At 69.8% G+C, this 20,392-nt stretch carries 19 protein-coding genes; 11 read left to right on the forward strand and 8 right to left on the reverse strand.

Going from position 1 to position 20,392, the window contains the following annotated elements:
• Nucleotides 1-17: 17 nt before the first annotated feature.
• The gene (locus tag GQ57_RS21950) at nucleotides 18-344 is read right to left on the reverse strand and encodes a hypothetical protein (protein WP_031397883.1); all 327 of its coding nucleotides are present in this window, start codon (nucleotides 342-344) and stop codon (nucleotides 18-20) included.
• A 7-nt stretch (nucleotides 345-351) separates the two neighbouring features.
• A complete protein-coding gene (locus tag GQ57_RS21955; protein ID WP_034198991.1) occupies nucleotides 352-894 on the reverse strand; it encodes a hypothetical protein in 543 nt (180 codons plus the stop codon).
• Between the two features lie 169 nt (nucleotides 895-1,063).
• On the opposite strand from GQ57_RS21955, the gene GQ57_RS21960 reads away from it, so the two are divergent.
• From GQ57_RS21960 to pntB, 6 genes are all read left to right on the forward strand, one after another.
• On the forward strand, nucleotides 1,064-1,969 hold the full coding sequence (locus tag GQ57_RS21960; RefSeq protein WP_031397881.1) for a LysR substrate-binding domain-containing protein: 906 nt from the start codon (nucleotides 1,064-1,066) through the stop codon (nucleotides 1,967-1,969).
• Between the two features lie 122 nt (nucleotides 1,970-2,091).
• A complete protein-coding gene (locus GQ57_RS21965) occupies nucleotides 2,092-2,895 on the forward strand; it encodes a lipid II flippase Amj family protein (protein WP_034198992.1) in 804 nt (267 codons plus the stop codon).
• Complete coding sequence (locus GQ57_RS39935) at nucleotides 2,832-3,134, forward strand: phosphotransferase-like protein (RefSeq protein WP_081896737.1); 303 nt, start codon at nucleotides 2,832-2,834, stop codon at nucleotides 3,132-3,134. Before GQ57_RS21965 ends, GQ57_RS39935 begins: the two co-directional genes overlap by 64 nt.
• A 210-nt stretch (nucleotides 3,135-3,344) precedes the next feature.
• The gene (locus GQ57_RS21975; RefSeq protein ID WP_034198993.1) at nucleotides 3,345-3,827 is read left to right on the forward strand and encodes a GNAT family N-acetyltransferase; all 483 of its coding nucleotides are present in this window, start codon (nucleotides 3,345-3,347) and stop codon (nucleotides 3,825-3,827) included.
• Nucleotides 3,828-4,181: 354 nt separating this feature from the next.
• Nucleotides 4,182-5,774, forward strand: coding sequence for a Re/Si-specific NAD(P)(+) transhydrogenase subunit alpha (locus GQ57_RS21980; RefSeq protein ID WP_034198994.1), 1,593 nt, complete (start codon nucleotides 4,182-4,184; stop codon nucleotides 5,772-5,774).
• 13 nt (nucleotides 5,775-5,787) lie between these two features.
• Nucleotides 5,788-7,200 carry a Re/Si-specific NAD(P)(+) transhydrogenase subunit beta gene (pntB, locus tag GQ57_RS21985; protein ID WP_034198995.1) on the forward strand — a complete coding sequence of 471 codons (1,413 nt, stop codon included), beginning with the start codon at nucleotides 5,788-5,790 and terminating at the stop codon, nucleotides 7,198-7,200.
• A gap of 134 nt (nucleotides 7,201-7,334) precedes the next feature.
• Here the strand turns inward: pntB and GQ57_RS21990 are convergent, their stop codons facing one another.
• Both GQ57_RS21990 and GQ57_RS21995 read right to left on the reverse strand, forming a co-directional pair.
• On the reverse strand, nucleotides 7,335-7,958 hold the full coding sequence (locus tag GQ57_RS21990) for an ABC transporter ATP-binding protein (protein ID WP_034198996.1): 624 nt from the start codon (nucleotides 7,956-7,958) through the stop codon (nucleotides 7,335-7,337).
• Nucleotides 7,959-7,969: 11 nt separating this feature from the next.
• On the reverse strand, nucleotides 7,970-9,265 hold the full coding sequence (locus GQ57_RS21995; protein WP_152603324.1) for a DUF6136 family protein: 1,296 nt from the start codon (nucleotides 9,263-9,265) through the stop codon (nucleotides 7,970-7,972).
• 391 nt (nucleotides 9,266-9,656) lie between these two features.
• On the opposite strand from GQ57_RS21995, the gene GQ57_RS22000 reads away from it, so the two are divergent.
• The 4 genes from GQ57_RS22000 to GQ57_RS22015 all read left to right on the forward strand — a co-directional run bounded on the left by GQ57_RS22000 (nucleotide 9,657) and on the right by GQ57_RS22015 (nucleotide 14,037).
• Nucleotides 9,657-10,094: a tetratricopeptide repeat protein gene (locus tag GQ57_RS22000; RefSeq protein WP_031397873.1), complete on the forward strand. Its 438-nt coding sequence runs from the start codon at nucleotides 9,657-9,659 to the stop codon at nucleotides 10,092-10,094.
• Between the two features lie 97 nt (nucleotides 10,095-10,191).
• Nucleotides 10,192-10,641 carry a GNAT family N-acetyltransferase gene (locus GQ57_RS22005; RefSeq protein ID WP_031397872.1) on the forward strand — a complete coding sequence of 150 codons (450 nt, stop codon included), beginning with the start codon at nucleotides 10,192-10,194 and terminating at the stop codon, nucleotides 10,639-10,641.
• Nucleotides 10,642-10,768: 127 nt separating this feature from the next.
• Nucleotides 10,769-12,181: an HD domain-containing phosphohydrolase gene (locus GQ57_RS22010; protein WP_034198998.1), complete on the forward strand. Its 1,413-nt coding sequence runs from the start codon at nucleotides 10,769-10,771 to the stop codon at nucleotides 12,179-12,181.
• Nucleotides 12,182-12,225: 44 nt separating this feature from the next.
• Nucleotides 12,226-14,037 carry a histidine kinase gene (locus tag GQ57_RS22015; protein ID WP_052001426.1) on the forward strand — a complete coding sequence of 604 codons (1,812 nt, stop codon included), beginning with the start codon at nucleotides 12,226-12,228 and terminating at the stop codon, nucleotides 14,035-14,037.
• Here GQ57_RS22015 and GQ57_RS22020 read toward each other — a convergent pair.
• Together GQ57_RS22020 and GQ57_RS22025 are read right to left on the reverse strand one after the other, a co-directional pair.
• Complete coding sequence (locus tag GQ57_RS22020) at nucleotides 14,000-15,706, reverse strand: cobaltochelatase CobT-related protein (protein WP_034198999.1); 1,707 nt, start codon at nucleotides 15,704-15,706, stop codon at nucleotides 14,000-14,002. The two genes, GQ57_RS22015 and GQ57_RS22020, sit on opposite strands and share 38 nt — an antisense overlap.
• Nucleotides 15,707-15,710: 4 nt before the next feature.
• Nucleotides 15,711-16,913 (reverse strand): AAA family ATPase, encoded by a 1,203-nt coding sequence (locus GQ57_RS22025; RefSeq protein ID WP_031397868.1) that lies wholly within the window; start codon nucleotides 16,911-16,913, stop codon nucleotides 15,711-15,713.
• Between the two features lie 454 nt (nucleotides 16,914-17,367).
• Between GQ57_RS22025 and GQ57_RS22030 the strand changes: the two genes are divergently transcribed.
• The gene (locus GQ57_RS22030) at nucleotides 17,368-17,892 is read left to right on the forward strand and encodes a GNAT family N-acetyltransferase (protein ID WP_034199029.1); all 525 of its coding nucleotides are present in this window, start codon (nucleotides 17,368-17,370) and stop codon (nucleotides 17,890-17,892) included.
• Nucleotides 17,893-18,163: 271 nt separating this feature from the next.
• On the opposite strand, the gene GQ57_RS22035 is transcribed toward GQ57_RS22030, so the two are convergent.
• Complete coding sequence (locus GQ57_RS22035; RefSeq protein ID WP_052001427.1) at nucleotides 18,164-19,372, reverse strand: ATP-grasp domain-containing protein; 1,209 nt, start codon at nucleotides 19,370-19,372, stop codon at nucleotides 18,164-18,166.
• A 49-nt stretch (nucleotides 19,373-19,421) separates the two neighbouring features.
• On the reverse strand, nucleotides 19,422-20,366 hold the full coding sequence (locus GQ57_RS22040) for a hypothetical protein (protein WP_034199000.1): 945 nt from the start codon (nucleotides 20,364-20,366) through the stop codon (nucleotides 19,422-19,424).
• Between the last annotated feature and the right edge of the window lie 26 nt (nucleotides 20,367-20,392).

Consider the following 20,392-nt stretch of genomic DNA (forward strand, 5'->3'; position numbering starts at 1 on the left):
ATGCTGCTCCGGTTCGGCTAGTTGCGTGCGTGAAGGGACGACTCGGTGTAACCGGCGCATCGAATCCGCGCGGTGAGGCCGGTGCGATGAACGACGGCGCGGTCGAGCGCCTCCATGAACCGGTTCATGACCGCCGGCGTGCGAAACGGCGCGATGCGGTAGCGGACGTCGGCGAAGGCGGGATGCCCGTACCCGTGCCGAACCGCCAGAAAAATCACGTGAACGTTCCGGCGTTCCGCTTCGAGCACCTGCGTGCAGAGTTCGACGCAGTCGCGCGACAGCTCGGCAAGGCTGGCGTCGGCCGGCATCCGCGTCGCATCGATCGAGAAAGTGACGTTCGGCATCGCAGGCTCACTCCCGGACGGTCGAAAGAGGGCGGGCGCTCGTCAGTTGGTCCGTCATCGGCGCGTAAAGGTGAACGCCGTCGGGGAGAGGTTCGTCGCGCGGCGCGCGATCGCGCGGCAGCACCGCGAGCCAGCGGCGCGCCGGATGCTGCTCCAGCGCGACGGCCTGCAGGGCCAGCGGTTCGAGGCCCAGCCGGACCAGCGGATCGGGGCCGTCCGTACAAAGCGCGAGGCGTTCGTCGTGCGCGACCGCCGGCGCGAGGCCGATATCGTCGTAGAGATTCCGGTGCCAGTCGGTGATGTGCTGCTGCCACTTCGCGAAATTGCCGCCGCCTTTCCGGCGATAGTCGTCGCCGGTCAGGACGTCGAGGTCGTCGATCGTATGGACGGCCAGATAGACGGGGCACCCGCCGCCGATCGCCTTGAACCGCTGCGACGTGTGAAATCCGCTCACCGAGATCAGGGCGGGCAGTTTCTGGAGGCTGTAGAAGTCGTTCCATTCGGCTTCGCTGGCGGGATCGGCGAAGCTGCATTCCACGGTATAGATCATCCGGTTTGTCCTTTGAGGATGGCGTACATTCCGCTGCGAACGTCTGATGTTCAGTGCGGTAACGTAATGCTAAGCTCGTGTTTACACCGCATAAAACGAAATAAAGTCAGCCTTCAGTGATATTTGCTCAAGCTGGCGATCCAGCCGCACTCCGACCGACGAGACGCCCATGACCCGCAGGATTCCAAGCAATGCCGCCCTCCAGGCGTTCGAGGCCGCGGCCCGACACGGCAGCTTCGCCCGCGCCGCCGAGGAGCTGGCGCGGACCGAGGGCGCCGTCAGTCGCCAGATCGGCCGGCTGGAAGCGTTTCTGGGCGTCGCGTTGTTCGAGCGGATCGGCAACCGGGTGCGGCTGGCGCCGAACGGCGTGCGCTACGCGGCGCAGGTGCGCGAGATCCTCGACCGGCTGGAACGGGACAGCCTTTACCTGATGGGCCAGCCGGTCGAAGGCGCGAGCATCGATATCGCCGCCATTCCGACCTTCGCCACCCGCTGGCTGATCCCGCGGCTGAAGCGGTTCCAGGATCGGCATCCGAACATCACGGTGCATGTCGCCGAACGGATGGAGCCGTTCCTGCTGGCCGGCAGCGGTTTCGACGCGGCCATTCATTTCGAGCATCCGGCCTGGGCGGGCATGCATCTGCATCCGCTGCTGGAGGAAGTGCTCGTGCCCGTGTGCAGCCCGGCGCTGCTGGCCGGCGCCGGGGCGGCGGCGTCGCTGGATGCGCTGCCGCGCCTTCACCGGCGCCAGAATCCGGACGCGTGGCAGGCATATGCCCAGGCGTGCGGCATCGCGCTGACCAATTCGGCGGTCGGCGCGCGCTACGACCTTCATTCGATGCTGATCGAAGCGGCGCTGGCCGGCCTGGGCGTCGCGCTGGTGCCGCGCCTCTACATCGGGGCCGAGCTGGAGCAGGGCCGGCTGGTCGCGCCCTGGCCCGAAGGCAAGACGGTGACGAAGCACTTCTGCCTCGTCCTGCCCGAGCCGCTCGAACTGGCCGAAGGGCCGGTGCAGGCATTTGCGAGATGGGTGCTGCAGGAAGCGCGGGGCACGACGCCGCATGACGGCGCGTGACGACGCCCGACATGCATCGCGCGGCCGTCATGCGCGCGGCGGCCGCGTTGCCCGGTTGATTGTCCGGGCGCGGGCCGGGCGCTCGGGTACACTCGGAGTCCCGTCACGCACGCGGCAACAGCATGGACAGTCAGCTTTGGATCATTTTCGGGCTCACCTTCGTCATCCATGTGATCGCGACGCTGGCGTATGCCGTGCGGATCGCGGGCGTGCGCACGCGCCGCATCGCGCTGTCGTTCTCGCTGTTCGGGATCATCGCGTTGGTCTCGCGGACGGCGAATTCCTTCCAGGGGCCGTTCATCGCGAAGCGCGTCGAGATGGACATCGCGCACCGGATGGGGAGCGGGCTGCTGACCGATTTTCGATGGTTCCTTCTATCCGCGACCGCGGCGACCATCGCCGGATCGTTCCTGATTCCCACGTTCCAGCGCTATTTCAGCCGCGCGGTCGAGCACTTCCAGGTGAACCGCTCGATTCCCCGCCTGCTGCTGGACGCGTGCAGCCGCGCCGGGATCAACTACCTCCGCGTCGGCGCGCGATTGCCGTCCCGCCAGAACGTCACGCAACTGGCCGCGAGCGCGGGCGTGTCCTGGCGCGTCATCGCGCTGAACGTCGCCGCGATGGCGATCTGGACGGTCGGCGTGTTCGCGTCGCTGTATGCGGGTTACCTGAAGCCCGATCTGCGCGTGACGTGCGCGAACCTGTCGTCCGTCATCAACGGTTTCGCGACCGTCGTGCTGGCGGTCGTCATCGACCCGCAGGTTTCCGTCATGACCGACGACGTCATCGAAGGCCGGATATCGGAGAACAGCTTCCGGCGGGCCATCACGACGCTCGCGGGCGCGCGCGTGCTCGGCACGCTGTGCGCGCAGGCGGTGCTCGTGCCGGCCGCGCTCGTCATCGTGCGCGTCGCCGAGCTGATCTAGCTGAATGCCTGGCCGCGCTGTCGCCGCGTCGCACCTTCGTCATCGGCGTGTCGTGCCCGCTGGACGTGCTCGAGCGGCGCGAGCGCACGAGGCCGGATCGCGGCGAAGGCATGGCGCGATCCCAGTTCGGGCATCCCGCTTATACGCGGCCGTATGCGATGTGCATCGACACGTCGACCTGCACGCCGGAGGACGGCGCACGCCGCATCCGCGCGCACATCGATGCGCAGCGCGAATGAGCGCGGCCGGGCCGGTTCGGCATGCGCCGCGTTCTCCTTTAAACTCGGCTGCACCGGCGTTTTGCGGTCTCGTTGCGAACGCCGGCCTCGCGCGACGAACCGCGTGGGGCATGAAACCGATTCCTGTCGCAAGGTTGCGCGTGCGCGACCCCCTGAAGCAACGCGTTGTCGTACAAAACTTCGATCAACCTGTCATAGGGAGCCGAACGAATGAATTCCCCGGTGATTCGGGCCGCCGCCGCACAAGACGTTGACGACATCTACGCCGTCCACCGAGACTCCGTCATCCAGCTCTGCGCCGGGCACTATACGCATGAACAGATCGACGGCTGGCTGGACGGGCGCGATCCGTCGATGTACCTGGCGGCCGTCGAGAATTGCTCGATCTGGGTGGCGGACGACGGCGGAATCCGCGGTTTCGTCGAGACGGCGGGCGAGGAGGTCACCAAGCTGTTCGTTCGCGGCCGGTCGGCGGGCGGCGGAATCGGCGCCACGCTGCTGGAACATGCCGTCTCGACGATTGCGGACAACGGTCATGCGCGCGCATATCTCGAAGCCACCACGAATGCGCGGTCGTTCTACGAGCGGCACGGATTCGAGGTCGTCGGGTCGGGGCATTTCTCGCACGGGCGCAGCCAGGTCCGGCTCGAAATCGTGAAGATGGCGCGCCGGCTGACGCAGGATGCCGGGTGACCGGGGCCGCGCGGGCGCACGAACGGGCGGTTGTGGTCCCGATGCGTCCATACAGGGGATTCATGGATTGAATGCCCGCCTATTCAAAATATAAATTTCGGGAGTAATCTGGCCCCCGATATGCTTCGCAGTTCTTGTCGGATCGGAGCTGCACGCCGGATGCCCGGCAGGGGGATCGGGCACGGTAACGAACCGGTTCGGCTGCCGGAGACGGTCGATCGCGGGGCGGGCAGGGTGTGAATCCGGCGGGCGCAGTGCTGGCGGCCGCCGGGCGTAGTCGTACACGGATTGAGTTGGGTGACTTGAAACGCAGGCCGTGACTCCTTGCGACGGCCACTACTGACAGTTCACGATATGACAAACCTGATTGGGGTCCCTCTGGAGACGGCCCACGAGGAGCGGCGCGTAGCGACCGTTCCCGATGTGGTCGAGAAGCTGATCAAGCTGGGGTTTCCGGTGGCCGTGCAAAGCGGCGCCGGCGCCGATGCAAACTTCAGCGACGACGACTACCGTGCGGCCGGGGCTGAAATCGTGCCGTCGGCCGCCGATCTGTGGGGCCGCAGCGACATCGTCCTCAAGGTCCGTCCGCCGAGCAGCGAGGAAGTCGCGCTGATGCGCGAAGGCGGCACGCTGATCGGCTTCGTGTGGCCGGCGCAGAATCCCGAACTGATGCAGCAGCTGGCCGCGAAGCGGGCCACGGTGCTGGCCATCGATTCGCTGCCGCGCACGCTGTCGCGCGCGCAGAAGATGGACGCGCTCACGTCGATGGCCGGCGTGAGCGGCTACCGTGCCGTCATCGAGGCGGCGCACGCGTTCGGCCGTTACTTCAACGGGCAGATCACGGCCGCGGGCAAGGTGCCGCCGGCCAAGGTGTTCATCGCCGGCGCGGGCGTCGCGGGCCTCGCGGCGATCGGCACGGCGGCGGGCCTGGGCGCGATCGTGCGCGCCAACGACACGCGTGCGGAAGTGGCCGACCAGGTCAAGTCGCTCGGCGGCGAATTCGTCAAGGTCGACTACGAGGAAGAGGGCTCGGGCGGCGGCGGTTATGCGAAGGTGATGAGCGAGGGCTTCCAGCAGGCGCAGCGCGCGATGTACGCGCAGCAGGCCAGGGAAGCGGACATCATCATCACCACCGCGCTGATTCCCGGCAAGCCGGCGCCGAAGCTCATCACGGCCGAGATGGTGCAGTCGATGAAGCCGGGCAGCGTGATCGTCGACATGGCCGGCGAGCAGGGCGGCAACTGCGAGCTGACGGTGCCGGGCGAAGCCGTGGTCTGTCACGGCGTGACCATCGTCGGCTACACGGATCTCGCATCGCGCCTGGCGCGGCAGTCGTCGACGCTGTATGCGACCAACCTGCTGCGCGTGGTCGAGGAGCTGTGCAAGGCCAAGGACGGCACGATCGACGTCAACTTCGACGACGACGCGATCCGCGGCCTCACGGTCATCAAGGAAGGCAACGTGACCTGGCCGCCGCCGCCGCTCCAGCAGCCGGCCGCGGCACCGAAGCCCGCGGCGGCGCCGGTTGCCGCTGCCGCGTCCAAGGGCCACGGTCACGGCAGCGGCGCGCCGATGTCGGCGAAGTCGCTCGCGATCGTGTTCGCCGTCGGCGCGCTGGCGTTCCTGCTGGTCGGCCAGTTTGCGCCGGCCACGTTCCTGTCGCACTTCACGGTGTTCGTGCTGGCCTGCTTCATCGGCTACATGGTGATCTGGAACGTCACGCCGTCGCTGCATACGCCGCTGATGAGCGTCACCAACGCGATCTCGTCGATCATCGCGATCGGCGCGCTGGTGCAGGTCGCGCCGCCGCTGGGCGAGGCCGCGGCGGAGGGGCGTCCGTCGGGGCTGATCCTGGGCCTGGCGGTGGGCGCGCTGACGCTCACGGCCGTCAACATGTTCGGCGGTTTCGCGGTGACGCGGCGCATGCTGGCGATGTTCCGCAAGTAAGGAGACGACAACGATGACTTCCAACCTGACTACCGTCTCTTATATCGGCGCGGCCATCCTCTTCATCCTCAGCCTCGGCGGGCTGGCGAACCCCGAGACCGCGCGCCGCGGCAACCTGCTCGGCATGATCGGCATGCTGATCGCCGTGCTCGCCACGGTACTCGGCCCGCGCGTCTCGGTCGAAGGCATTCCGTATATCGTGGCTGCACTGGTCGTCGGCGGCGCCGTCGGCCTGTTCGCCGCGAAAAAGGTGCAGATGACGCAGATGCCCGAACTGGTTGCGCTGATGCACAGCCTGGTCGGTCTGGCGGCCTGCCTGGTGGGCTTCGCGAGCTACATCGATACGTCGGTTCAGTTCACGGGTGCCGAGCACGCGATCCACGAAGTGGAGATCTACGTCGGCATCCTGATCGGCGCGGTGACCTTCGCGGGCTCGGTCATCGCATTCGGCAAGCTCTCCGGCAAGATCGGCGGCAAGCCGCTGCTGCTGCCGGCGCGGCACTGGCTCAACCTCGCCGCGCTGCTGATCGTGATCTACTACGGTCGCGCGTTCCTGCATGCGGAGACGATCCAGGACGGCATGACGCCGCTCGTCGTGATGACGGTGGTGTCGCTGCTGTTCGGCGTGCACATGGTGATGGCGATCGGCGGCGCGGACATGCCCGTCGTGGTGTCGATGCTCAACAGCTACTCGGGCTGGGCGGCGGCTGCCACCGGCTTCATGCTCGGCAACGACCTGCTGATCGTGATCGGCGCACTGGTGGGCTCGTCGGGTGCGATCCTGTCGTACATCATGTGCCGCGCGATGAACCGCAACTTCATCAGCGTGATTGCCGGCGGCTTCGGCACCGGCAGCGGCGCACCCGCGGCAGCGGGCGGCGGTGCGCAACCGGCCGGCGAAGTGGTGGCCGTGAGCGCGCTCGAAACGGCCGAGATGCTGCGCGAGGCCCGGAGCGTGATCATCGTGCCCGGGTACGGGATGGCCGTGGCGCAAGCCCAGCATACCGTGCACGAACTGACCAAGGTGCTGCGCGAGAAGGGCGTCGACGTGCGGTTCGCGATCCATCCGGTGGCGGGCCGCATGCCGGGCCACATGAACGTGCTGCTGGCCGAGGCGAAGGTGCCTTACGACATCGTGATGGAGATGGACGAGATCAACGCCGATTTCCCCGAGGCCGACGTGTCGATGGTGATCGGCGCGAACGACATCGTGAACCCGGCGGCGCAGGAAGATCCGGCCAGCCCCATCGCCGGCATGCCGGTGCTGGAAGTGTGGAAGGCCAAGACCTCGATCGTGATGAAGCGCAGCATGGCCTCGGGCTACGCGGGCGTCGACAATCCGCTGTTCTACAAGGACAACAACCGGATGCTGTTCGGCGACGCCAAGAAGATGCTGGACGAGGTGTTCGGGGCGTTGAAGGGCTGACGGCGGCGCGCATGCGCGGGGCGAACGACAACCGGCGGCGGCGCGTGGCCGCCGGCCGGTCGGATCGTCCTTGCGCCTGCATGCGGCACGGCCGTGTCGCATGCCTTCTGCTTTGCCGCAGGCAGCGGCGCCGCCTATCCGCGCATGCCGAGCCCGGCGAAGTTCGTGATCGTCGCGTCGCAGGCCCGCGCGAGCGCCAGGTCGTGGCTCGAGAAAAAGACCGCGCGGTCGGCGGCCAGGGTCTTGAACAGGTCGACGAGAACGGCGCGCGCGGCGGCATCGAGCCCGTTGCCCGGTTCGTCGGCGATCACGACGGCGGGCGCGCCGAGCGTCGTCGCCGTCAGGAACAGCTTCTTGCGCGTGCCGAGCGACATCTGCTCGAAACGCTTGTCCAGGTGCGGAGCCAGCCCGAAGCGGTCGGCCAGCTCGAGCACGCGGGAATCGACGACGGTCTTCTTGGCGGTCGCCACCAGGTCGAGAAACGCCCGCCCCGTCTGGAACGGATACGCGAGGCAATCGTCCGGCACGTACGCCAGCACGGATTTCGCGTCGAGCGGCGCGGTCCGCAGCGAATGGCCGCCGAGCCATACCTCGCCTTCGTCTGCCTCGATCGCGCCGGCGAGAATGCCGAGCAACGTCGACTTGCCGCTGCCGTTTTCGTCGCACAGCGCCACGCATCCGGCGCCGGAGGTGTAGTTGAGCCCGTTGAAGATGATGCGCTTGTCGTAGCGCTTGCCGAGATTGTCGAAGCGGAGCATGGAGCGGTTGATCAGACGAAGATTGGCCAGGTGAGCGTGACCCAGGTCACGGTCAACAGTATGCCAAGCAACACGGATTGCCGCGACGCATAACGTTGCGGCAAGTAGTGCAATGCGAGGAGCGGCGCGGCCGAACCCACGAGCGCCGCCGCCATCGCCCAGGACAGCACGCCGTGCGCCACCAGCACCAGCGGCGCGACGGCGGCGAACGGCAGCGCGAGCGCGGCCACGGTCAGCCAGTCGGCCCGACGCTTCGCGAAGGCCGATAGCGGCAGCGAGCGCATGAAGTGGGCGGCCCGCTCGTGCGCCGCCCGCAAGTCGCGGTAGGTCGTCGCCGCGATCAGGGCCACGACGGCCTGCGCGATCAGCGTCAGCGGAACGGCGCGCCTGTCGAAATCCCAGAGGACGAGCAGGAAGCACGTGGCCGCCGCGACCGCGCCCATCATCAGGCAGTGTCCGAGCGTGCTCGCGGCACGGTCCCGCACGATGCCGATCTGCAGGCGGGCCATCGGCGAAAGCGCGTTTCGCATCCGCGGCCGGACGGAAGCGGTGACGCGGCGCGAGAACGCACCCGACCGCGTGGCCGAGCGCCGGGCGGTATGGATGATCGCGAATGCCGCGAGCAACGACGCCATGGTCAGCAGCACCAGGCGCAACGCGCCGTCGGCGTGAAAGCCGCCGACCAGCATCACGTTGGCGACGATCAGCGCGACGGCGTTGCGCGCATGGCGCGACAGCGCCGTCAACTGCCACCCCAGCGTGCTCAGGAACAGGCCGAGAACGAACAGATAGTTGACGGCCTTCTGGGGCAGAAACGCGAGCGCAACGGCGGCGGCCGCCACCGGCAGCAGCAGCGGCGTGCTCGCGACGATCACGACGACGGCGTCGACGGCGCGACGGCGGCCGTCGGGCACCGGCAGGGACGCGAGGAAGGCGGCGAACGGGCCGCCGGTGATGGCGGTGCGCTGCGCCAGGACCCACAGGATGCCCACCGCCTCGAGCAGGATCACCCATGCGAAGCGCCATTCGATGTCGTGCGACGGCGCCAGTGCCGCGAGTACCGGGGCGCCCAGAATCCGCGTCTGCGAGAACACCGGCATCGCCGGCAGCAGCAGCGCCGCCAGCAGCAGCAACGCCTGCCAGTGCCTGCGCAGCAGGTTCGAGGTCGCGATTGCGTACCACCTCAGTCGGCAAGACAACATCGTTTCCGGCTCCCGGTAACCGTCAGACGAACAGGCATCCTGCCACGCCGATCGCCGCGTCACAACCGCCGCGGTCGTCGGCTGACGGTGCGTGGTCGCGCGCACGACCGGGGCGGCGGCGGTCGATTGCATCGTGCGGTGTCGCCGGAAAGCGGGTGCGTGGAGGTGCCGCATCGGTCGTGCCGGCGGGCGTTCAGGGCGTTCAGGGTAGTTCCCGGAATGCGCCGGTGCAGCGCGCCGTGCCGAGTCCGGTGCGACAGGCAACTGCGCCGACGTCGCGGTCGCGACGATCGGTCGTCCGCCGGCGGCCGGGCCGGTTGGCCGAAAGTCGAAACGCGCGGGTCATCGCGCTCGGGTATGCTGGAACGCAAGCACGCCGGCGCAACGGCGTGCCGCGCCGCGCGCGACGCGGCGATCGCAACGCAACGAACACGACACGACACAACCATCGGCCGCACAGGCCGGCCTTCACTCCACTCCGGAACAGGAACTCGACATGGCAGAACTGGACAACGCGCTGTACGAACGGATCGGCGCGCTGAGCGACGCGGGCGACGCACTGATGGAAGACGGGGACTATGACGGCGCGCTGGCGAAATTCCGGGAAGGCTTCGACCTGCTGCCCGAACCCCGGACGCAATGGGAAGCCGGTACCTGGCTGATGGCCGCCATCGGCGACGTGAATTTCCATCAGGCGGACTACGCGGCCGGCCGCGACGCGTTGAGCGATTCGATGCATTTTCCGAACGCGATCGGCAATCCGTTCCTGCACCTGAGGCTCGGTCAGTGCCGGTTCGAACTGGGCGATCTCGACCGCGCGGCCGACGAGCTGATGCGCGCCTACATGGGCGGCGGGCCGGAATTGTTCGAGGACGAGGACGGCAAGTACCTGCGATTCCTCGCCACCCGGGCGGAAGGCATCGAGACGCCCTGACGGGCGCCGTCCGTTCCGCCGCCGGCTCGCGCCGCGCGAGGCCTGCGATGCCCGCGCGGCGGTGCCGGACGTTTCTCCGCCCCAGCGCGACCTGCCCATGAACCTGACCTTCCCTCTTGCCACGCCATCCGACGCCGACACGCTGGTGGCGATCCGCATCGCGGCGATGCGCGACAGCCTCGAGCGCATCGGCCGCTTCGATCCGCAACGGGCGCGCGAGCGCTTTCTCGCGTCGTTCGACCCGGCGCTGTGCCGCTTCATCGAAGCCGACGGCGTGCGCGCGGGCTTCTTCGTGGTCCGTCCGAAGGACGACCACTGGCTGCTCGATCACCTGTACATCGTGCCCGCGCATCAGGGCAAGGGCATCGGCGCGGCCGTGCTGCGCAACGTCCTGGCGCAGGCCGACGCGCGGCGCGTGCCCGTTCGCGTCGGCGCGCTGCGCGGCAGCGACTCGAACCGCTTCTACGCACGCCACGGCTTCGTGCAGACCGACGAGGCGGAATGGGACATCTACTACGTGCGCGAACCGGGGCCGGCAACGGCGTAGTTCGCGCGTTGCCGCATCCGGCGCACCGCCGCACCGGACGGTTGCATCAGCGTTTTCCCGGATACGGAATGCGCGGCGCCGGCCGATGTTGCAGGGAGAGTCCAGATTTCATGACCCGAGGCCAATCATGACGATATCCGCAACGAGCGGGCCGATTGCGCCAGCGCCTGACGCGACCGGCGCGGCAGCGACATCCGGCGATGCGGGCGGCGTGCCGTCGATCCTGCTGGTCGACGACGAGCCGAGCGTGCTGTCGGCGCTCCGGCGCGTGTTCCGGCCCGCGGGCTACGAGATCCTGATCGCGGAAAGCGGCGAGGCCGCGCTCGAGATACTGGCGTCGACCGAAGTCGACCTGATCGTGTCCGACATGCGGATGCCGGGCATGAGCGGCGCGGAGTTCCTCTCCGTCGCACGGGCGCGCTACCCGGACACGATGCGCATCCTGCTGACCGGCTATGCGGAGATCGCGTCGGTCGTGCAGGCCGTCAACGAAGGCGGCGTCTATCGCTACCTGAACAAGCCGTGGGACGACCACGACCTGCTGCTGACCATCGAACAGGCGCTGGAGCAACGGCGCTTGCGGCGCGAAGCGGCGCGGCTGGCCGCGCAGAACGAGGCGCAGAACGAAGCGCTGCGCCGTTTCAACACGGCGCTCGAAGCGCAGGTGCGCGCACGCACGGAAGAACTCGGCCAGACGGTGCTGTTCCTCGAGGCCGCGCAACGCGACCTGAAAAGCAGCTTTACCGCGATGGTCCAGGTGTGCGCGAGCATGATCGAGTTGCGCTGCGGGGACGCGGGCGGGTACGCGATGCGGGTCGGCGAGATCTCGCGCCGGCTCGCGCTGTCGCTGGAGCTGGGCGAGCTGCACGCGCAGGACGTCTATTTCGCGGGGCTGCTGCACGGCATCGGCAAGTTGTCGTTGCCGGACGAATTGCTGCGCAAGCCGCCCGGGCGGATGACGGCGGAAGAACACGGGCTGTTCCAGCAGCATCCGCTGCGCGCGCAAATGGTGCTGATGCCGGTCGCGCAACTGCACCGGGTCGCGTCGATCGTGCTGCACCAGTACGAACGATTCAACGGGCGCGGCACGCCGGACGGGCTGGCGGGCGATTCGATCCCGTTCGGCTCGCGGATCGTGGCGGTCGTGCGCGATTTCGAAGGGCTGCGCAAGGGCGACATCGGCGCGCCGCATTCGGTCGAGCAGGCGCTCGACGCGATGCGCTCGCAGGCCGGCCTGCGCTACGACCCACGGATCGTCGACCGGCTGGGCGAGCTGATGCGGGATCCGGCGAGCCTCGGCATCGCGGCGTCCGTGGCGTCGATCAAGTCGGCGCAACTGCGCGACGGGATGCAGCTCGCCGACGATCTGCGCACGCATCGCGGCGTGCTGCTGATGACGAAGGGCAGCGTGATGTCGGCACACCAGATCGAACTCGTGCGGCGCTTCGAGACGCGCGAGGGGACGCCGTTCGACATCCTCGTACTGGCGGGCAAGGGGGCGACGACGCAGGCGCCGAACGGGGACGAGCCGTCCGCGTGACGCCGGCCGCGGCGACGCACTCACCTCGAACCGGGCGCTCGACCATGCAAGGCTCCTATCACCTCCCGCTCGTCCTGCTGTCGCTCGCGATCGCGACGCTGGCCTCCTACACGACCCTCGATCTGGCCGCGTTCATCGCGCTGCTCGACAAGCCGAAGCTCAAGCGCGCGTGGCTCGCCGGCGGCGCGGTGGCGATGGGAACCGGGATCTGGTCGATGCATTTCGTCGGCATGCTCGCGTTTGCGCTGCCGGTGCCGCTCGGCTACGCGTTGCCGGATACCGGGGCGTCGCTGGCGATCGCGGTGCTCGTGTCGTATGTCGCGCTGAAAGTCGTCACGCGCGGGCGGCCGGGCTGGCGCCGCTTGTGGGCCGGCGGCGCGCTGCTGGGCGGCGGAATCGCCGGCATGCACTACACGGGCATGGCCGCGCTGCGCATGCAGCCCGGGATTCGCTACGACGCGGTGCTGTGCGCCGCATCGATCGGCATTGCGGTGAGCGCCGCGACCGCCGCGTTGTGGATCGCGCAGGCGCTGCGCGTGCAGCAGGCGCGCCATGCGACCGTGCAGCGCACCGGCGCGGCGATGGTCATGGGCGCGGCCATCGCCGGCATGCACTACACGGCGATGGCGGCCGCGCATTTCGCGCCGGACGCCCGCTGCGGGGCCGCGAACGGCGTCGACGCGCCGTGGCTCGCGACGACCGTCGCGCTGTTCACGACGGCGACGCTGGTCGTCACGCTGCTGCTGAGCCGCTTCGATGCGCGCACCACCTTCCTGCGCGGGATGACCGATACGCTCGAGCGGCTGGTGCGGCTGCGGACCGACGAACTCGAACGCGCGCTGCAGCGCTACGAGCAGACCACGGCGACGCTGCAGCGCACGCGCGAGATCATGACGACCGAGATCGACGAGCGCAAGGCCGCGCAGGCGCGGCTCGAACGGGAGAGGGAGGAACAGCGGCGCCTGCTGCATGCGCTCGAGGACACCCACGAGCAGTTGCTGCAGTCGGAAAAGCTCGCGTCGATCGGTCAGCTCGCGGCCGGCGTCGCGCACGAGATCAACAATCCGATCGGCTTCGTCAGTGCGAACCTCCATACGCTGAAGACGTGGGTGCACGACCTGCTCGAGGTGGTCGCCGCGCATGAAGCCGCACTGCCGCAGCTCGACCCCGCCGCCCGCGAGACGCTGGCGGCGGCGGGCCGAGCCGCCGATCTGGCCTACGTGCGCGGCGAGATCGCGACGCTGATCGACGAATCGATCGACGGCGCGCTGCGCGTGCGGCGCATCGTGCAGGACCTGCTCGATTTCTCGCGGCCGTCCAGCGACGAGTGGAGCGTGGTCGACCTGCGCGCGGGCCTGGAGAGCACGCTGAACGTCGTCCACAACGAGCTGAAGTACAAGGCCGACATCGTGCGCGACTACGGCGACGTGCCGCCGGTCGAATGTCTGCCGTCGCAGTTGAACCAGGTGTTCATGAACCTGCTGGTCAACGCGGCGCAGGCGATTCCCGGGCGCGGCACGATCACGATCCGCACGTCGGGCGACGGCGATCAGGTGTCGATCGCGATCAGCGACACCGGAGTCGGCATGACGCCCGAGGTCCTGCGGCGGATCTTCGATCCGTTCTTCACGACGAAGCCGGTCGGGCAGGGGACGGGGCTGGGACTGTCGGTGTCGCATGGCATCGTCGAGCGCCATCGCGGCACCATCGACGTGACGAGCGAGCCCGGGCGCGGCACGACGTTCTGCATCCGGCTGCCGGTGCGGCGCGCCGCCGGCGGCAACGCGGGCGCGAAGACCGCCCCGGAAACGGCGGCGGCTATCGACGGTCCAGCAGCGTATCGCTCAGTACGCTGAAGGCCGCGCCCGGCAGCTCGTCGAGACGCTCGACCACGCTGCTGACCGGATAGAACGCCTCGACCGCATCGTCGAGAATCCCGACGCCGATCAGCTCGACGCGCTGCTCGCGCAGCGCCTCGACGCGGGCGCGCAGGTCCGTGCGCAGGATTTCCGGATGGCCGTCGCCGGTGGCCGGGTAGCCGTCCGACAGCACCATCAGGATCCGCCGCCGCGCGCGCCTCGACAGCAAGCGCTCGGCGGCCCAGCCCAGCGCCTCGCCGTCGGGGTTTTCGTGGCCGCATTCGATGCAGGCGAGGCCGCTCGGGTTGTCGGAATCGAATCGCTTGTAGACGCGCAGGTCGAGCCGCTCGACGAACCGGTTGTAGCCGAACGTGTCGCGGCCGTCGTCGATCCAGCGCTGGTAGTGCGCGCGCATCGCGGGATCCTCGACGGCGCTGTAGCCGAGCACTTCGCACGCGAAGCCGAGCCCGGTCAGCGCATCGCACAGCGCCGCCGCGCAGAGTGTCGCGAGCTCGATCTTCCTGCCTGCCATCGACCCGCTGCAATCGATCAGCAGGCTGACGGCCGCGTCGCGCCCGGGCGCCGCGCGCGTGACGCGAAACGGCGTGCGGTAGCCGGGCGACGTGACGAGGCGGGCGAGCGAGGCCCGGTCGAGTTCGCCGCGTTCCTGTTCGCGCTTCCAGCGCGTCTGCTCGTCCACTTTCAACGCGCGCTCGAGCCGCTGCTTGAGCGGCTCCGTCTGCGCGCGGGCCGCGCTGCGCAGCCGGCGCCAGCGTGCCGGCTCGCCGCTGCCGGTGAAGTCGGTCACCGTGTCGAACGCGGTGGTCAGCGGGACCGACATCAGCGGCCGCTTGTCGGCGGAGAGCCGGATCGCGCCGGGCGCCGCGTCGCCCGGCGTGGGCGACGCGGCCGACGATTGCGTGTCGGCGATCGCACCGCCGCCGGATTCGCTCGTGGCCGGCGCGCGAGCGTCGTCCGGCGCGCCCTGGCCATCGGCGTCGAACGTCGCGGCGACGGCGTCGCTGTCGATCGTGTCGCCCGGGTCGGCCGTGAACATCATGTTGTTCGCGCCGGCCGACGCCAGCGCGCGCACGCGTTCGACGATCCGGTACGCGGCGCGGATGCTGTCGGCCGTCGATGCGGCGGCGCGTGCGGCGGCGACGAGGTCGTCCAGCGCGGACAGCGTGGCGTCGAGCGACGGAACGCGCTCGACCGGGGACGGCGGTTCGTCCCACAGCGTGCGCCCGATGCGCGACAGCAGCCGGTCGCGCCACGCCATGCGCGGCCATCGGCGGAGCGTGTCGGCGGCCGAGGCCGCCCGCATGCGCGCGAGGAACGTCTTCGCGCCGGGATAGATCGCGACGAGGCGGCCGGCCGCGCGCCGGTCGTCGATCGTCTGCGCGAGGTCCCGCACGACGGGCGAGGTCAGCGCGGCGATGTCGTCGGGCGCGCCGAAACGCACGCGGGCCGCGTGGAGGTCGACGAGGCCGGTGAGCGCGTCGTCGTCGACCGTGCCGGCGAGCAGCGCGTCGGGCAGCACCAGGACGTCGCGCTGCGCGGCCGCCGGGCCGTGGGCCGCGAACCGCACCTCGAGACCGTGCCGTTGCGCGAGCGTGCGGGCCAGCCGGGTCAGGTGGAGCGCGCGTGCGTCGTCGTCCCGGTCCATCGCATCACGCCTCGACGTCGATGTGGTGGCGAATGATGCTGCGGATCAGCTCGGCGTCCTCCGCGCCGACCTTCGCATAGATCGTCGGGCCGGCGGCCGATTCGGGGTCGCCGGTGCGCAGCATCAGCTCGGCCCAGTCGATGAGGCGCCGCGTGGAGAACGCGCTGGCGAGATCCTCGCGCACGAACGCGGCGCGGCAGTCGGCGGCGATCGCCGCGAGCGTGTCGGCCATCGTCGCGGTCATCGCCGCGCCGAAGGTGCGCTGCAGCACGCGCGCCTCGTCGGGCGGCGGCAGGTAGTCGAGGCGGTACACGCGCCAGCGGTCGAGGAACGCCTCGTTCATCACGTTGGCGCCCTGGTACAGGTGGCGGAACTGCCCCATCGCGCCGACGGCATTGGCGGTCGCGAACAGCCGGAACGACGGATGCGGGACGACGATCTCGTTGCCTTTCTCCTTCAGCAGCAGGCGGCCGGCCGGTTCGAGCACGGCGGTCAGCACCGCGAGGATCGCCGGCTCCGCGAAGTCGATCTCGTCGACGATGAGCCACAGCCCCTCGCGCATCGCGGTCGGCAGCACGCCGTCGACCCAGATCGTTTCGCCGCCCTTGACGGTCCAGAAGCCGACGAAATCGCCAATCGTCGTCTGCCCGTTCATGTTCGAGCGCAGCACGCCGTGGCCCGCCAGCGCGGCGGCCTGCTCGATGAGGCTCGTCTTGCCGGTGCCGGTATGGCCGATCAGCAGGATGCGCCGGTTCTCGACGATGTCCTCCAGCACGTTGGTCGCGCGCGCGGTGAACAGATAGGCCGGGTTCGGCGGCGGCACCAGCGGCCCGCCGGGGCCGCGCGGCATCGGCACGTCGCCCACCTGCACGACGGGCGCCGTGCCGACGGCCGCGGGCGGCCGCGACGCGTGCGCGCGGCGCAGCTCCTGCATGAAGCGGCCGCGATGGGCGGGCGTCGCGCGCTCGCCCGCTTCGCGCCGGACGAAGCCTTCCTGGAGCCACTTGTGCAGCTTCGCGTCGAGGTTGTCCGCGTCGACGACCGTATCGACCGACGTGCTGCCGTCGGGCCGGTGATGCTGGATGCGGTACATGTGCGCGCGTTCGGAGCGGCTCACGACCCATTGTCCGGCGGACGGCTCGGCCGGTTGCCGATAGACGCCGAGAACCGACGGGGCGGAGGAGTGACGGTCAGCAGGTGCGTTCATGGTGGCGGGCAGGAGTGGGCGGCCGACGTCTCGTGCGATCCAGGCGTCGCGTCGATTGTATAGGCTTGCCGCGCAAGACGGCGTTCGTGTGGAGGCCAGTCTGTCGCCCGTCAGGAACGGGCGGCGCGCCGATCATCGTCGCGAGGCATGCGGAAGGAGGGGCGCCGGTGCCGCGTCGCTGGACGGTTTGTGCCCCGGTGAGTCTGCCGGGCGCATCGACGGCGGCCGGCAACGCCCGGGCTTGCGGGGGCGATCGACGTCGTGTCCGTCACTGCCTGCCCGGCGTTCCGCGACGACCCTCCCTCGCGTCGAATCGCGGACCGTCGCGCCTTGCTTGTCAGGGGGGAATTTCGGTACCGTGGCAGGCTTGGCCGCGCAGGGGCGTCGCACGTCCCCCGCGGATCGGCCTGACAACTGCGCGCCGGTCGGCATTGCCGGCGAAAGGGAGGGGAACGTGACGGTGACGGGAACGGACGAGCCGGCGATTCGTCGCGCCAGCGCACAGGATGCGCCTGCCGTGCTGCGGATCTTCGATGAGGTGATTGCGTGGTTCGTCGAGGTGGGCAACGACGGGCAATGGGGCCGCGAACCGTGGTCGGCTTCGCCCCGGCGGATTGCGCTGGTGACCGACGCCTGTGCGCTGCCGGAAGCGTGGGTGGCCGAAGGGCGGGACGGCCGCATCGTGGGCGCGCTGATCCTGGGCGAATCGATGCCCTACGTGCCGCCCGCGACCGAGCCGGAAATCTATGTGCGAGTGCTGGTCGCCTCGCGCGACGCGCGGGCGCGCGGTGTCGGACGGCGTCTGCTGGCCTTCGCGGACGACCGCGCGCGGGCCGCCGGCGTGGCGCGCCTGCGCGTGGACTGCTACGGCGGCGGGACCGGGGCGCTCGTGCGCTTCTACGAATCCTGCGGGTACGAGCGGATCTCGACGTTCGATGTGGATGGCTGGCCGGGGCAACTGCTCGGGCGCAGTCTGTAACGGGGCCGGGACGAAGCCGCGCGGCGCGACGGTTGGCGGTCGCGGCGGGGAGGCGGACGGTCGCCGTCTGTGCGTCCTGCCGGCGCGGTTCGTCCTGCCGCCTGCCGCCCCCGGCTCGGCGGTGCATGCTTCCGGCGCCCGCGTGCCGGTCGCGACGAGCAAGTTAGCTGGTAAAGACCTGCTGCCCGACGGACGACTCGCGGGCCGACGCGCCGCGAGGCGCGGGCGTCTCGTGCGTGGCCGGCAGTGCGACCCGCACATACCGAGCAGGTTAGCCGGTAAAGACCTGCTGCCCGACGGACGCCTCGCGGGCCGACGCGCCGAGAGGCGCGTGCGTCTCGTGCGCGACCGGCAGTGCGACCCGCACATACAGGAATGCGCGTCGCTCGCGATCGGGCAGCACTTGCGGCCCGTAGCTGAGCGTCACCGCGCCGTCGCGGATCGTCCCGGCCTGCGCGAATCGCCACGCGCCGGGATCGCTGTCGAGGAGGAACTCGGCGCGCGCATACGCGTGCGGCTCGAACAGGTCCGGAATCGCCACCGGGCGATCGTCGAGCTTGTCGAGCAACGCCTCGACCACGTCGAAGCCATAGCCGTCGCGCACGATGTCGCAGATGAAGCTGCCGGCAATGCGCGGATTCAGTTCGATCACGTGCGGCACGCCGTCGTGCACGATGCAGTCCAGGTGCACGGGCCCCCACGCGAGCCCGGCGGCCGCGGTCGCACGCGCGCCGACGTCGATCAGCGCGCGCAGCGTGCCGGCGTCGAGGTCGAGTTCGGACGTATAGCCGCGTTCGAGAAAGCCGGCGCCATGCCGTTTCAGCTTGCGAATCGCGCCGACGTAACGGCCGTCGAAGTACTCGACGCAGTATTCGCTGCCGGCCAGGAATTCCTCGACGACGATACGCCCGGCCGCGCGCGCCGTTTCATCGGCTTCCCCGGAGGCGAGCACATCGAGTTGCGCCCGTACTTCGGCGGGATCCTCGCAGCGCCGCACGCCGTCGCTGGCGGAGCCCTCCGACGGCTTGACGACGACCGGAAAGCGCAGTGCGGCGGCCGCGGCCGCGAGCGCCGCCGGCGCCGCCAGCGTGCCCGTGACGAACTGCGCGGCCGGGATCCCGTGCGCGGCGAGCAGCGCCTTCTGGTTCGACTTCGACACCGCGTGCGCGACGCGGCGGGCATCGGGGCCGGGCAGGCCGAGCGCGTCGGCGACCCACGCGGCGGTGCGCGCATAGGTGTCGTGCGCGGTCGTCACGCGCAGCGTGCGGGTTGCGTCCGGAAAGCGCGCGCGCAGCCAGCCGGCAAGCGTGTCGGCGTCCGGTTCGAGGTTGACCGTCTCGACGCCGTCGGGAAACACGCCGTCGAGGCGATGGCCGGGCGCGGTGATGACGGTCACGGCCGCCTGGCGCGCGAGCGCGGCGCGCACCAGCGCGATGCTGCTGCCGGTGGCGCGGGCGCCGATCACGATGAGTCGCTTCATGCTGGATCCTTGATCGAGAGCGGGGAAACGAAGCCGCGGCCTGCGCCGGCTAACGCGCGCGCCGGCGCAGGCGCTGCGCCTCGAGGCGCGGCAGCAGGTGCTGCACGACGCGCGGGAGCGTATAGATCGGCAACTGCGCGCACGTGAACACCAGCGCCATGGTGGGCGTCGCGGCGAGCCCGAGCGCGGCCCACATCAGGCCGACGTTGCGATTGGCGACGATCAGCGCGACGTTGAGCCGCGTGCGGACGTCGCCGGGCGTGAGCCCGTACGCGACGATCTGGAAGCCCGCGTTGACGGCGAACGCGAGGGCGATCGCGCCCAGCGCGCGGTGCGGCGCATCGAGGATCGATTGCTGCATGCCGGCCATCGTGCCGAGCGCGAACACCAGCAGCGCGGCGACGATGACCGCGTCGATCGCCGTGGCGTGGCGATCGAGCCGCGAGCCGGCAAACCGTCGCACGAGCAGCGCGACGCCTTCGGCGCTACCGATCAGCAGCGCGAGCCGCGCCGCGAGACTCGCGGGCGAGATCGACACGGCCGCGTCGTGACTGAACCAGGCCGTCAGCAGCGGCGCGGTGAGCGGCACGAATACCATCGACGCGAGAGTCGCGACGAGCGCGACGCTGGCGTCGAGCGACAGCATGCGCGCGATCGTCGACGTGCCGCTCGACGGCGGCGCGCAGTACGCGATCACGAGCGCGACGACCCAGTCGTACGGCATGCCGGCGAACCGCGCGGCGAAGCCGAGCGCGACCGGGCACGCGATCATCGTCGCGGCGGGCAGCAGCAGCGACACGGCCGGGCGCCGCGCGACCGCGCGCACGGCGGCGGGCTCGACGCGCAGCAGCGTGCCGAGCACGAACAGGAACACGGTGACGGGCATCAGCGGCCGCGCGAGATTCGCGAGCGGCGGTGCGAGCAGCCCGAGGCCGACGCCGCACGCGAGCACCGTCGGGCCGCGCCGCACCAGTGCGGCGATCAGCGCGCGCAACGGCGGACCTCGGCGGAACGATGAAC

It is taken from the genome of Burkholderia sp. MSh2 (genome assembly GCF_000731655.1).
Lineage (GTDB): Bacteria > Pseudomonadota > Gammaproteobacteria > Burkholderiales > Burkholderiaceae > Burkholderia > Burkholderia paludis.

Coding starts and splice junctions, on each gene's coding strand:
- GQ57_RS21990 (WP_034198996.1), bottom strand. CDS start 7,958: ATGCTCCGCTTCGACAATCTCGGCAAGCGCTACGACAAGCGCATCATC.
- GQ57_RS21950 (WP_031397883.1), bottom strand. CDS start 344: ATGCCGAACGTCACTTTCTCGATCGATGCGACGCGGATGCCGGCCGAC.
- GQ57_RS22020 (WP_034198999.1), bottom strand. CDS start 15,706: ATGGACCGGGACGACGACGCACGCGCGCTCCACCTGACCCGGCTGGCC.
- GQ57_RS21980 (WP_034198994.1), top strand. CDS start 4,182: ATGACAAACCTGATTGGGGTCCCTCTGGAGACGGCCCACGAGGAGCGG.
- pntB (WP_034198995.1), top strand. CDS start 5,788: ATGACTTCCAACCTGACTACCGTCTCTTATATCGGCGCGGCCATCCTC.
- GQ57_RS21975 (WP_034198993.1), top strand. CDS start 3,345: ATGAATTCCCCGGTGATTCGGGCCGCCGCCGCACAAGACGTTGACGAC.
- GQ57_RS21960 (WP_031397881.1), top strand. CDS start 1,064: ATGACCCGCAGGATTCCAAGCAATGCCGCCCTCCAGGCGTTCGAGGCC.
- GQ57_RS22005 (WP_031397872.1), top strand. CDS start 10,192: ATGAACCTGACCTTCCCTCTTGCCACGCCATCCGACGCCGACACGCTG.
- GQ57_RS22025 (WP_031397868.1), bottom strand. CDS start 16,913: ATGAACGCACCTGCTGACCGTCACTCCTCCGCCCCGTCGGTTCTCGGC.
- GQ57_RS22015 (WP_052001426.1), top strand. CDS start 12,226: ATGCAAGGCTCCTATCACCTCCCGCTCGTCCTGCTGTCGCTCGCGATC.
- GQ57_RS21965 (WP_034198992.1), top strand. CDS start 2,092: ATGGACAGTCAGCTTTGGATCATTTTCGGGCTCACCTTCGTCATCCAT.
- GQ57_RS21955 (WP_034198991.1), bottom strand. CDS start 894: ATGATCTATACCGTGGAATGCAGCTTCGCCGATCCCGCCAGCGAAGCC.
- GQ57_RS22000 (WP_031397873.1), top strand. CDS start 9,657: ATGGCAGAACTGGACAACGCGCTGTACGAACGGATCGGCGCGCTGAGC.
- GQ57_RS22035 (WP_052001427.1), bottom strand. CDS start 19,372: ATGAAGCGACTCATCGTGATCGGCGCCCGCGCCACCGGCAGCAGCATC.
- GQ57_RS22010 (WP_034198998.1), top strand. CDS start 10,769: ATGACGATATCCGCAACGAGCGGGCCGATTGCGCCAGCGCCTGACGCG.